The organism is Vibrio penaeicida (assembly GCF_002933855.1).
In the GTDB taxonomy this organism is placed as follows: Bacteria; Pseudomonadota; Gammaproteobacteria; order Enterobacterales; family Vibrionaceae; genus Vibrio; species Vibrio penaeicida_A.
Window position 1 is genome coordinate 42,699 of sequence record NZ_BFAQ01000007.1, and the last position, 13,033, is coordinate 55,731.

Here is a 13,033-nt window from a genome sequence, read left to right on the forward strand (position 1 = left end):
ATTTACGCTATTGGCTTAACGGCGGTAGGCGAGCGCTTCTGCCAGCAAGATCAGATGAGCGCCAATATGAGCTACACCATTATGGATTCGTTAGGCGGCATGACGGGCTTACTGGTGATCGGCTTTATGCTCGACTGGATGGGATCGGAAGGAATGACTACTGTGCTGATCACCTTTGGTTGTGCGCTGTTGGTGTTCTTTGTGTATGAGCTGTTAGCCCCAAGGCAGACGTTTGAGTAGCGGAAAGGCACTTCTCTTATTCTTTGCGAGTTTATCGCAAAATACTTCCCGTATTTTTGTCGGGTGGTGAGTATCACAGGCGTTTGATTTCGCCTGTTTTTTTGTATTTACTTTTTGCACAGAGTGAAGGTAGTTGCACATAAGCATTTCTTTTCTTCACATTGTACATTTTAAAAAGCTCAACTAATTTTCTAATATGACTCAAAATATTGGTTACTCCTGAGATGAATCGCTCCATCAAACGTTGTTTGAATGCCATTCTTAGCGTTCAGTACATCCTGTTAATGGCTTTTATTATTCCTACGAATACGGCTCATTCCGAATCGCTAACCCTTAGAAAGGATGTCTCTCAGGAGCAAGTTACCGGTAAGTTTAAGCCGGGTTCACATGTGATCGCTTACCTGCCGAACCTTCCTTATATCTCGACCTCGCACTCCATTAATGCTGGTTTGACCAAGCCTTCGTACGACGGAAAGGGCTGGGAATACGATTTGGCGGTTTCTCATAAAATCATCGACAGAAAAACCTACGAGTTTGAGTTAAGAAAAGGCGTCCGCTTTCAGGACGGTACGCCTTTCGACGCCGATTCGGTCGTCATGAACATGGCGTATTTTAAGAAGGAGCCTTACACCTTCTCTAAAATGGACACCATTTTTGATCGGGTGGAAAAGCTGTCGTCGCATCGGGTTCGATTCCACTTAAAAGAAGATTACGGCTTCTTTATGCACGACACCATCTGGCTGCTTTTTTATTCGGAAAAATACCTGAAAAAGCACGGGTGGAACGGCAAACCTTTTTGCCCGAATCTGGCAGAAGCTGGTCCGTATGGGTTAGGACCTTACATTCTCAATAAGGGTTACATTGAAGCCGACCGCCACACCCCAACCGCAGAACTGATTGCAAACCCATACTACTGGGGAGAAGATGCCCCAAAAGTAGAAAAAATCACCGTCATCATAGACATAGAATCTCAAGAAGCGCTGGATTTGATTCAGAATACCGAAGGCAAGCTCGACTTAATGCCGATTCCGTTTTCTGATGAGCTGCCCACCATTTTATCGCAGCACGCGAAACTGGTTCGCTCTCCCTCTAACAACAATTACGTCGCAAAATTCAACCTCATTAGCGGGCACCCTCTGCTTCAGGTTCGGGAAGTGCGAGAAGCGTTAAACCGCGCCATTGATCAGCAGGCGCTGATTAACCTTTCAATGAATGGCGAGGGCGTACTCACCCCAATATCACTGGGAGAACGTTTCTACGGGGTAAAAGAGGCATCCAGAAACATCGCCACATTTTCTGAACTCAACAGCCCTCTGGATGAAGATGTACGGCAGGAACTGATTCAAATCATCAAAAAACATCAGAGACGCCTGGGGTACGATCCAAACGAAAAACTGCCCATCACCATACTGGCTCCCAAAAGCACACAGTTTATGTTCCGCGACGTGAAGTACCTGCTCGATCAGATCCACATTGACGTGAATTTGCACATTGTTGAGAAAGAGGCAGACGTGTTTGCCAATGTTGTTACCACCAACGCCCGAAAAAACGACATCTATTACGACATCATCGCCTGGGCAAATTTTGACTGGATCATGAACCCCTGGGATTTGTTCTTTGTGATGCGTCCGGGCAACATTTGGACATCGTTCACTGACGACCCGAAAATAGAAAGCCTGCTCGATGAGTTTCTCGCCACGCCATCGGAAGACACCAGCTACATCCCCGTGATGACGGAGTTGATCGAGTACGTGTATTACCAGGGTTACACGTTATTCTTGCCCAGCCCAAACCACGTTATGGCGGTGAACAAAGAAGTCTTTTTTGTTCCCAGCCCGACGGCTATTTACCCGCTCTGGGATATTGAAGTGACCGACATGCACTGGTCGTTGAGAGAGGGGGAATACCCCGAACACCTCAAAGTTCCCGTTGAAATTACCACATACCATCAGTAGGAATGCCCCATGTCCGATAAAGTTGAAAAGGTTGATGAGGCAGATAAATCGCTGTCCAACCGCATTTTGATACTCTTCATCGCCACTACCACGGTGCTTATTTTTCAGGGTATCTACAACATCTACAGTTTGGAAGGCGTGAAAACCTCCATCACGCAAGTGCACGATTCTGCCTTCCAGATCAGTTTGACTGGTACAGACATTGCCCAGCCCGCCTCGGAACTGCGCCAGATGACGATGGGGTTGGTGATGGCACCCAATGAGCAGGTGAAAGAAGAGATCAAATCGCAAATCAGCGAAACCAGAGACAAGATAAACAAAGCGTTAAACGGCGATACGTTTAATCAGTTTTCTGACGAAGGTTCAACAGGCTTGCTGGACGATATTTCGAAAAAATGGAAAAACTACGAGAAAGAAGTTGATAAAACCATTGAGTATTCCAATCAAGGCGTCCGGATTGCCGAGTTTCTTCATGTCACCACCAATGAAAAAGCGTCTTACGACCAATTGACGGAATCCATCCAGAACTTCAACGACTACCAGTTAGGCATCACCGAAGCGATTTACACCGAAGCGCAGCATACTTCTTCCATCGCATTCTGGTCGGTATTGCTCACGACCATCGTGGAAACCATTATCCTCAAGGTCATCCTTGCCTATGTGTTAAGCCTAGTGAAACGTTACGTAGACAACAAAAAGCAGCACGCAGAAGAACTGCAGGAAAAGAACGAAGCGCTGGAAACCTCTATTGACGATCTCAAACGGGTTCAGAAACAGCTTATCGAATCGGAAAAAATGGCATCACTTAACCAGCTTGTGACTGGCGTTGCCCATGAAATTAACACACCAATTGGCATCGGGATTACCGCATCCTCTTACTTCAACGAGCAAATCGAGAAGATTGACCAGTCCCTACAAGACAAAACCCTTCGCCCAGATGAATTGAAAGCCTTCCTCGATTCTGGCAAAGACAGCAACGAAGTTCTCCTTTCTAACCTAGAAAAAGCGGCAGAGCTGGTTCAACGGTTTAAGAATTTGTCTGCAGAAAACATTCGCAGTGAAACCGCCCGCTTTGATGTAGGAACCAAAGTTTCCGAAACGATCAGAACCATGAGCCCCAGCTTGAAAGGTGTGGTGGTTAACGTGGAATACGACCAGTCCATCGAGATCGAATCGGATCCGTCAGCCATTTACCACAGTATTTCCAACTTAGTGATGAACTCGCTCAATCACGCTTTTCAGGAAGAGGGAGACCACCAAATCAACATACGAGTTGAATCCCCTGAAACTGAACTGGTCACCATAGTGTATTCAGACAACGGCAGCGGCATTTCAGAAGACAAGATCAAAAACATCTTCGATCCTTTCTACACCACCAACCGCAACAAGGGCGGAACAGGTCTCGGATTAGCCATTGTGTTCAACGCGTTAAGCCAGATTGGCGGCGACATAACGTGCAACAGTGAAGTCGGCGTAGGCACCACATTCACTATGAATATTAAAACCCCAGTAACGATAAGAGAGAGTGCGGCGTAATTGGGATGGTAGGTAGTATTTGTATGCCCCCCAAAAAACCATTTACTCATCATTGGATGAGTAAATGGACAACTGGTACATCAAGACAAGAGATTGGATAAATTACGGCTGATATCAATATAGTCGCTGTTCTCGACCTTCTCCTGCGCACCGTTCACGTGAATGATCGCCGTTCGCACGCTTTTGTTGTCTGGGCATTCGAAACGTTCTACCTTTGTTTTCATGCTCCGTACCACATCCATATTCAGAGGTTTTAATTGGAACTTCATTTCAACGATGTAGAAGTAGCGACGCGTCTCAATCAATAAGTCAATCTGTAGTCCCTTGGTTTGGTAAGGCGATGCTTTTAATACATCTTCACTATTGATGGAAAGCGCCTGATAAACCAGAGATAAGTTCTCTCGCATTACATACTCAAACTGAAAACCAAGCAAAGAGTCTAGGTTGTCGGGCAACTTCGCGTTCCCGAGTTTCACTGCCTGAATATGTGGCAAAATCCCTTTGTAATAAAAACGTAAATACGGGTCAGAGATATAATACTGGGCGTCTTTGTCTTCAAAGGTACCCGTGGTTAAATTCCATGGTCTCACCGAACGGATGAATGCACTTTTTTCCATCATGTCCAGATCGGCGTAGAGGTGACCATTGGGTTTATCCAGTTTCAATTTTTTGGCTATTGAAACCGCAGTCTGCTTCCCTTCCGATAAAATATTTAAAATGCTTTTTGCACGATCACCTTTGGTTCTGAACAAGTCTTTCATCAAGGTATCGAACTCTCGAAACAGATAGCCACTTTCTGAATAGGCTTCTCGAAGTAAGTTATCTTCCAGGCTTTGTGAGAAATTAAAGACCTCCAGATAGCGTGGGATCCCTCCAGACACCATTAAGTAGCGAAGCTGCTCACTCACACTCAGACGTTTTCGAATATCGACGGGAATAATATCTAAAGAATCAACTAACGGTATGGGCTGTAAATTTTTCTCCCAAGACAACCGACCATACCAACCTTGTGATTCTGTAATATGTTTCTGGATCCAGCTTGCAAGCGAGCCAGTAAGAATAAGGGTAAAACCCTTTATGTGCTTGAGTTTGCTTTCCCATAGAGTAAATAAACCATTACTGATATTGTCATAGGTTTTGCCAAACCAGTTGATTTCATCAATCATCAGAATGCAATTACCCTGCTCGACGTACTTGGCTATCGCCCAAAGGGCGTCGTCCCAATCGGCTAAACGTGGTTTGGGCACATCAAACGTATGCTGAATTTGTGTCGCAAGGTTATTGAGTTCTGTCGTGGTGCGGTTTGTTTTTTGTGGTGGCATCCCCACCAGCTTGTAAAAAGGCAGTGAGCTGTGGTTCTGACCATAGTGCTCGATTAGGGTACTTTTCCCCACACGTCTACGACCTGTAAGCACAATCACTTTGGCTAGTTCATCTTTCTTCGCTAACGCTTGTTTTAGCTCTTCTTTTTCTTGAACTCTACCAATAAACATAAATACACCTGCTACTTAAACATACCCAACCCACACAAAAAGGGCGACAAAATCACTTTATAAGTGTAGTCGTCGCCCATTTTGTGTCAACATATTTACGGCGACAGGTGGAATTAAAACCAGTTCTGTCGCCCGTTTTGTGTTTTTCTTTACATTAACAACGCAATGCAAGTCACCTATTTTCCTGTAATTTCGTTATTTGAACTGGGTTATTGATGGCATCTATGGAGAGAAAGTTACCCACTAGTACTACATTAACTCTCACCTAAGACTTCGTGATTAGCTTGGTGCTTTTCAGCACTTTCAAACTCTTATTTATGCAGGCTAGCCCTTTAAAACAATTCAACAATCACACCGTTAAAAAGCAAACCGCCAAGACGGATGTGATTCCACAACTAAATACGATTCAGCTGGCACCCATTCATCTTAAGCATGCCCCGATCATCCTAAAGCGCATAAGCAAAGACATTTGCCAAGCGTTGAATTGTTTACCGGTAAACTCCATTGAAAGTGCACAGAATTACATCTTAGAAAACAGTGGCAAGCCACATACTCGGCGAGGGGTATTTCATCACGAGTTTGGCCTCATCGGCTGTGTGGGTTACTACCTACACACTGACCAGCGACAACCTCATGCCTTTATCTATTACTGGATATCCGCTCCCTACCAACGTAAAGGCTTTGCTTCATTAGCCATCGAACAGCTGATCCACCAACTCAAGCAGCAAGGCATAACCCTGCTGTATGCCGATGTATTCGACAACAACCATCCTTCTCAAAACTTATTGCATAGCTTTGGTTTTAGGCGGCAAGAAAAGCCGGTTCGCCTTGAACCTAGAATGATTTTTCGGTTTGAGCGGAGAACGTGAAGCCAACAAAAGTTGATTAGAGAGACTGGAAAGGGGGAATATGATTGGTAAAAAAGAGTCGGTAAAGCGTGCTTTACCGACACTCAAAAACATGAATAACAGGGAGGGAATAACAGGGACACTCACTCTAAGAAAACATGAATCCTATCATTTTCACGAGGTCGCGCCTTAAGCCACAAAGGTAATCTTTGCTTATTTTTAGCTCTAAGGGTTTCGGGTATGGTGTGCTTCATTCTTTCTAAAAGAGAGTCTTGTTAATCATGACCAAAGCCCGCGCTCAGCTAATCAGCTTAGAAGCGACGCCTTATTATCACTGTGTATCTCGCTGCGTTCGGCGCTCATTTTTATGTGGTTACGATTCAGAGCGAAACCAATGCTTTGAACACCGCCGCGGTTGGATTGAAGAGCGATTGCTCAATCTTAGCCAAGTGTTTTGTATTGATGTCTGTGCTTACGCCATCATGAGTAACCACTACCACGTGGTGCTGCATATCAATCAAGAAGAAATGCAATCCCTGTCTGACCAAGACGTTTGTGAAAGATGGTTGAGCTTTCACACCCCACCATTGCTGATTCAAAAGTGGTTAAAGCAAGAAGCCCTCACGGAAGCCGAAGCGCTGAAAATTCACGATATGATTAACACTTGGCGAGAAAGATTAGCCAGCATCAGTTGGTTTATGCGCATGCTGAACCAATACATCGCCACCCTAGCCAACAAAGAAGACGGTTGTACTGGGCACTTTTGGGAAGGGAGGTTTAAAAGCCAAGCACTGCTCGACGAGCAAGCCCTTGCCGCCGCGATGACTTATGTGGACTTAAATCCAATTCGAGCGAACATGGCAGACAGCCCCGAAACATCGGAATACACTTCAGTTAAAGCCAGAATGGACACACTCAGAGAGAGCAAAGCCACAGCGCCTTGTCTGCATCCCTTCGTCGGTTATCCTAGAACAAACCAGCCAACCGGAATCCCGCTCAGGCTGATGGATTACTTAGAATTAGTTGACTGGACTGGCAGACATATTCGTGATGATAAACGAGGGCACATCAATCATATTCTCCCCCCTATCCTGAGTCGGTTAGGTATTAGCAAAGAAACCTGGCTTCACGCCTGTACAGAACTGGAAAGAGGGAATGTAGTTGGTAAAGAAGAGTCGGTAAAGCGTGCTCTACCGACTCTCAAAAGAAAGCGAGTCTCAGGACTTCGGCTTCCAGATAGCTAAACCTCTGACCCCACTTCCCTCTCAAAGCACGCTTTGCTGATGTCACTCGCCTTAAAAAGCGTCAAACTGCTTTAAATCACGCCTAAATACCGAGAATTTACCTAATAACTTACCGGATTCCAAACTGTCATCGACATGACGGTGGGGTCTTAAGGATCGTCTCAGTCGCCTTTTTTAGACTGCCTGTCCCCGTTTATTCACTATCCTGAGTCGGTTAGGCATTAGCAAAGAAACTTGGCTTCACGCCTGTACAGAGCTGGAAAGAGGAAATGTAATTGGTAAAGAAGAGTCGGTAAAGCGCGCGCTACCGACACTCAAAAGAAAGCGAGTCTCCGGATTTCGGCTTCCTGACAGCTAACCAGCGACCTCTGCCGCAACGTTACTTCCCTCTCAACCTCTCTCAAAGCACGCTTTGCTGATGTCACTCGCCTTAAAAAGCGTAAAGCTGCTTAAAATCACGCCTACACACCGAGAATTTTCCTGATAACTCACTGGCTTTGATACAGATGTCGACAGAAAGGTGCATTGCTAAAGATTGTCTTGGTTGCCTTTTTATAAGTGCCTGTCCCTTTTAACTTATCGTCAGGTACGGAACTCATTAGAGGCCGAGGCAACAAAACTGCCTCATAACGAGCCTGTATATATGTCAGTACTGATTTTCCTTAAGGGGGATGAAAACCTATGCCTCTCACTGAATTGTCGTGGGAACAAAGTAATGGTATGCCACCTCCCCATTCGACACGACAGAACCTTTCCTTTGTGTCGTCAGGGAGGTCCTACTAATTTCTTTTTTTTTAAGTGCTATTCCCATCCAAGTATAGTTGCAACATTATGCTGTCGATAGGAACCCTTCCTATGAAAAATACTGGTCTCGGGCCCACTGGCTCTCTCCGGGTGGTTCTGCCTATTAGCTGCTGTTCTTGCACACGTCTTATTATAACGGTCCTATAGTACTCTCGATCTAGTAACGTAATTAGAGATATTTGCCCACTTAGCACCATGCCCATTTCCTGTCGATAGTTCTCCTCGCCAACTAGTACTTTCCACAGCACCTTAACTAGCACCAAGCATCGCTTGAAAAACTCTGGTTGGCTGATCCCATTGAGAATGTCGTACGCTACACCGCGTGTCCCTCCTTTACTTCCGTCTTCCAAGTGCGCGATCGCTTCAGTTAGGATAGTTCTCGTTTTCTTGGCCACATCGTCCTCCTTGGTAATCAGTTTCTCATCTAACGCAACCTTATACATCGTGGTTATGAGAGCTAAAGTCAGCCCCTGCAAAAGCCGGGTAAATATCCTTTTTTTACCATCTCCACTTTTGAATGTTAGTTGTTTAAGTTCTTCAGAAGTCAAAGGAGGAGACGTCAAATCTCCGTCCGACCAAAGTCCCATCTCCCCTTTAAGAACTTCCGTTAGCACATACTCCACCGCTCCTAAAACGTCCGTAATAGTGACGCATCCGTCCTCATACTGTACCCAGTTCGGTTCGTACCACTCTCGTCTTTCCTCACCCTTCATCTCCGGTATCTTGATCCAACTATATCCAGCTTCCCTGAGCCAGTATCTTATAGCGTGGAAGCGATAGGTCGTTTGTAGTTGCGTGTTGTCCCATTCAGTAACCGGCCGTGCCATCCCGTTAGAGCCTAGTATTCTTTCATATAATTTGTTTATTTCAGGTTCATAGCTCTTTACGTTTGCATTGAGTGTGTTTTGCACTACGCTTTCAGCAAATTCCTTTAGTTTCTTAGCCTCTCCCCCATCAAGATCAGTTATAGAAAAGCCTTTCAGATGTTTAAATGCGCTATTGAATTCTAAAGTGTACTTTATGATCTTTTGCATGGTAATTATCTCCATCATCATTAAAAATTAAATTGGACTTCCATCAGGAGCCTATGCAACTAAGCGTGTAATATTGCCGAGTTATTGAAAAACAAATAGTCGTAAAAATACAAGAGACACCGATTTCACCCACAGGCATCTCCCCCAAACCCTCAGCCCCTATAAAACCCCTGAAGGCCAAATTGAGTGTCTAAGCTTTTTCCTAGCGCGCTGTTAAATACCTGCGTGACCACTTGCTCTAATGCTATGGTGACGCCGCTTTTTACCCACCTAAGCCACCGTGTTACATAACCCGCAATGCACTCAGGTGAGGCACCTTGCTCGTAAAGCCGCTGGATTTTTGTAAGATGGTTAGCAATGGTTTTCCACGCTAGGTTTAATGTGTTTTTGGGTCTATCTTTTGCTTTGCCACCGATGCAATAGCCGAGAAAATCAATCCCATTTTCTGGCACTTTGCCTTGGTAGGTTTTACAAGGGTGAATAGTTTGCTTTACCTCGTCTAAACAGCGATACATCTGCTTTTTTAGTTTTTTTAATTGGTAGCGGGTACGGCATAAAATTAACCATTCATCGACAAAGCGAAATTTTTCAAACCACGTATTTTTTACAAAAGCAGGCAAACCCTAACTGCGTTATCTATAGGGTTACCTTAGTGACCTGTCAGCATGATTAATTGGGTTGTTTTGTGAGAAATCTGGGGGAAGTAATGTTTAGGATAAAATCATTTATTGTTGGAGAATGAAGTGGCTGTAAATAAGTACTCCATTTGGAGCCTATTACTTAACGATTTAGTGGCTTACAAAAAAAGTGGAATGATGCCGAATCAACACCTAAATCGTACAACTTGGTTGTCATCTGTCGCTTTTCAGAACCGACCACTATGACAACCACCAAATACAGATAAATCATGGAGTACTTAACCAAATAAATGGTGGTGTTGAAGAGACAGTCTCCATGATATTGGCTACTCGATATTATCGTTCCTGCCGCTCACTCCAGTCTTTAATAATATGGTGAAGTTGTTTTACCCCATCCGTCAGCGCGGCTGGTCCGGGTTGCAAGATTTCACTTGAGTTGATTTCATACACTTCATCATTTTGAATGGCGGGAATGTTCTGCCAGCCTTCTCGCTGAGTCAGTTTGTCTTTTTGGAAACGACGACCACACCAGGAAGCGATGATAATGTCGGGCTGTTTTTCTATCACCTGTTCAGGGTGTTCGATAATTCTGTTTTTGGCTAACGACTCGTTGGCAAACTCCTGATAACAGTCGATGCCACCAGCGAGCTCCACTAACTCACTCACCCAGGTGATTCCGGTAATTAATGGATCGAACCACTCTTCAAAATACACTCTCGGTTTGTGGGTGAGCGAATCGGCACTTGCCTTAATTTCAGCCAGCCCTTGAGTAAGTTCCTGTACTAACTTTTCGCCTTTTTGAGGCTCACCGATAAGCGCACTAAGTGTTCGTATCATTTGCAGCGTGTCACTTAAAGTTCGGTGATTAAAGCAGTGCACATCGACGCCCTGCTTGACCAGGTCGCGAACAATGTCTGCCTGCATGTCTGAAAATGCCAGAACCAAATCCGGTTTGAGATCCATGATTTTCTCGATACGTGCATTCACAAATGCCGAGACTTTGGGCTTTTCACGTTTGGCTCTCTCGGGGCGTACCGTGTAGGCAGAAACACCGACAATTCTGTCTTCTTCTCCCATCAAGTAAAGCGCTTCGGTGGTTTCTTCTGTCAGGCATATGATTCGTTGTGGCCATTGCGGCGCTGGGATTGGCATCGGACCCGCCCATTCATTAAAGATTAGATGATTGAATTATAGAGATATTTCAAACTGAATAAACCTCATAAACCTCATAAACCTCAAGGTGTAGGCTTATTCCTAGGGTTAGGCAGGAGAAGTTCCATCTTCCCCTACCGTTATCTTTATCGACCCACTTGTGTCTTCCCTAGGGCATCAAATTCAACGATGTAGTAGCGATCGCCACTTTCATCTTTGTTCTGATTTAGCACCGGTGATTTGTGAAGCTTATTGACCGTAGCCAGAATCTTCCCATTGGCTTTTGTTGCAAAGCCATCGCTCCAGCTCAGTAATTCAGAATCGGAATGTAACACTCGATACTGGCGATCTTGGCCAATGTACCCAACCGCATCGTTGGTGATATCGGTGATGTAGACATTGTCGTCCAGATCAATGGCGATACCGTCGCTGATCGGCTTGTTGGCGTATGTTTCTACCCGCTGTTCTAATTGCTTCGCCGACAGTGTTGGATTACGCAAATCAGATGTATTAACTCGATACAGTTTAGTACCGCTCATTGCGCCAAAATAGAGCCATTCATTTTTTGTATCCAGTGTAATGGGGTTTGCGCCAATGCGTGCTGGCGACCCACCAAGCGTGACGACTTTATCGTCAATCACCATATCAATGTCTTCTGGCTGCGTAAAAGGAGAACCGTCTAGCACGCGTCGAGTCACGCCGGTCTTCAAATCAATCACGATTAATGCGGAATTACGCCCAGCAGCAGTATCGGTGATGTACACCACTTCATTGTCTCTATCGACGGCCAGATCGTTTAGAAAGGAGTCTTGTGGAATCGTAGGCGCTGCGATGTAAACCACTTTGTGCAGTGCGTTTTTTTCTGTATCCCAACCAACAAGACGCCCGACACGCGTGTCAGAATCTGCCGTTTCTAGCATCCATAGCACGTTTTTCTTATCCAAAATCACTCCCAAAACAGGGTTAAGACTTTGGCTAAATGCTTCATTTGGGTAAGCGACGGCTTTGCCTTCAGCGGTGATTTCGACAATCTTGTTTTTCGCACCGTAGAAGTGATGATTGCTCATGAATATCCGGCCTGACGACGAAGCGGCAATATTCCCCGGAGGCGCTTTATGATCGAGTTGATGAACAACATTCAGGTCGCTCGATAAGGCGTTGAATGAAACCATTATGGCGAGTGTGCTAAGCGAAGTTAAAAGTAATTTTTTCATGAATTATCCTTTTCAAAACATTTTGAACGCTCATTCAAAATATATACCCAAAGTTTGCCTGTCAAATACTTTTTGAGTGTTCATTCAAAACTGCTATTATGTCCTCAGCAGTAGGAGATTAAGATCGCATGGCAAAAAAGAAGTATTCAATCGAAGAGGTTATTTCACAGGCAACGGACTTGTTCTGGAGCCAAGGGTACTCTGCGACAAGTATTCAACATATCTCGAAAAAAACAGGTCTTAAGCCCGGTAGTTTGTACAACGAGTTTGGCAGTAAGGAAGGGGTGTTTCGCATGGCATTAGAAAGCTATGCCAATCATTCTGTTGAAGAAATTCATACCGCCGTCCAAAAAACGGGGAGTGCCATCAAAGGAATACAACACATTCTCACAGAACTTATTGAGCAAACGGAAGAATCCCCCTACTGCGGCTGTTTTTTGGTTAAATCGCAACTAGAGTTGTCCGCTTTGGATGATGATTTACAGTTCTTAGCCACAGATAAACTGCAAGTGATAGAGCAGACATACTGCCACCATCTAGAAAGCACATTTTCAACGTTGGAGGCACAAAATTACGCGCATCAACTCATGATGGTGATTTTTGGTATTCGAGTATATGGGTATCAGAAAAATGCGAGTGAAGTACTGACCGATAGCATTCAACGTTTTTTACCTTGGCTAACGGAAGCTAAGAGTGGAATGTAATAATACTTCTTATAGTCCACGATAGTATTTAACCGGTATAGTTTTATTTGGTTTTAATAAAAGTCCAGATTAGATTATTTTTGACTTTTTTATTTATAATTAACTTTAATATATTTAAGTTATTAAAATCTAAAAAAAATAAAAAAATAATTTAATACACCTGTAGAACAT

12 protein-coding genes are annotated in these 13,033 nt (G+C 44.4%); 7 read left to right on the forward strand and 5 right to left on the reverse strand.

Annotation, left to right across the window (positions count from 1 at the left end; genetic code table 11):
- From VPNCDNU1_RS28990 to VPNCDNU1_RS01810, 3 genes are all read left to right on the forward strand, one after another.
- The coding region (locus VPNCDNU1_RS28990) for a hypothetical protein (protein WP_201797102.1) at positions 1–240 on the forward strand (240 nt) is incomplete at its 5' end.
- A gap of 224 nt (positions 241–464) precedes the next feature.
- Entirely contained in the window at positions 465–2,195 is a 1,731-nt protein-coding gene (locus tag VPNCDNU1_RS01805) for an ABC transporter substrate-binding protein (protein WP_237324066.1), read from the forward strand.
- Between the two features lie 9 nt (positions 2,196–2,204).
- Positions 2,205–3,731 carry a sensor histidine kinase gene (locus VPNCDNU1_RS01810; protein ID WP_104398769.1) on the forward strand — a complete coding sequence of 509 codons (1,527 nt, stop codon included), beginning with the start codon at positions 2,205–2,207 and terminating at the stop codon, positions 3,729–3,731.
- Between the two features lie 80 nt (positions 3,732–3,811).
- On the opposite strand, the gene VPNCDNU1_RS01815 is transcribed toward VPNCDNU1_RS01810, so the two are convergent.
- A complete protein-coding gene (locus VPNCDNU1_RS01815; RefSeq protein WP_104398770.1) occupies positions 3,812–5,224 on the reverse strand; it encodes an AAA family ATPase in 1,413 nt (470 codons plus the stop codon).
- Between the two features lie 317 nt (positions 5,225–5,541).
- Here VPNCDNU1_RS01815 and VPNCDNU1_RS01820 point away from each other — a divergent pair, with 317 nt between their 5' ends.
- Complete coding sequence (locus tag VPNCDNU1_RS01820) at positions 5,542–6,093, forward strand: GNAT family N-acetyltransferase (protein WP_104398771.1); 552 nt, start codon at positions 5,542–5,544, stop codon at positions 6,091–6,093.
- A gap of 260 nt (positions 6,094–6,353) precedes the next feature.
- Positions 6,354–7,316, forward strand: a complete 963-nt coding sequence (locus VPNCDNU1_RS01825) for a transposase (protein WP_104398772.1) — start codon at positions 6,354–6,356, stop codon at positions 7,314–7,316.
- Between the two features lie 794 nt (positions 7,317–8,110).
- Here the strand turns inward: VPNCDNU1_RS01825 and VPNCDNU1_RS01835 are convergent.
- Positions 8,111–9,154 (reverse strand): hypothetical protein, encoded by a 1,044-nt coding sequence (locus VPNCDNU1_RS01835; protein ID WP_145959429.1) that lies wholly within the window; start codon positions 9,152–9,154, stop codon positions 8,111–8,113.
- Between the two features lie 152 nt (positions 9,155–9,306).
- Positions 9,307–9,774, reverse strand: coding sequence for a hypothetical protein (locus VPNCDNU1_RS01840; protein ID WP_104398774.1), 468 nt, complete (start codon positions 9,772–9,774; stop codon positions 9,307–9,309).
- A gap of 123 nt (positions 9,775–9,897) precedes the next feature.
- Between VPNCDNU1_RS01840 and VPNCDNU1_RS28770 the strand changes: the two genes are divergently transcribed.
- A complete protein-coding gene (locus VPNCDNU1_RS28770; protein ID WP_167404698.1) occupies positions 9,898–10,038 on the forward strand; it encodes a hypothetical protein in 141 nt (46 codons plus the stop codon).
- A 90-nt stretch (positions 10,039–10,128) separates the two neighbouring features.
- Here VPNCDNU1_RS28770 and VPNCDNU1_RS01845 read toward each other — a convergent pair whose 3' ends face one another.
- Entirely contained in the window at positions 10,129–10,944 is an 816-nt protein-coding gene (locus tag VPNCDNU1_RS01845) for a cobalamin-binding protein (RefSeq protein ID WP_104398775.1), read from the reverse strand.
- Between the two features lie 146 nt (positions 10,945–11,090).
- A complete protein-coding gene (locus VPNCDNU1_RS01850; protein WP_104398776.1) occupies positions 11,091–12,158 on the reverse strand; it encodes an L-dopachrome tautomerase-related protein in 1,068 nt (355 codons plus the stop codon).
- 128 nt (positions 12,159–12,286) lie between these two features.
- Between VPNCDNU1_RS01850 and VPNCDNU1_RS01855 the strand changes: the two genes are divergently transcribed.
- Entirely contained in the window at positions 12,287–12,862 is a 576-nt protein-coding gene (locus tag VPNCDNU1_RS01855) for a TetR/AcrR family transcriptional regulator (RefSeq protein ID WP_104398777.1), read from the forward strand.
- Positions 12,863–13,033: the final 171 nt, after the last annotated feature.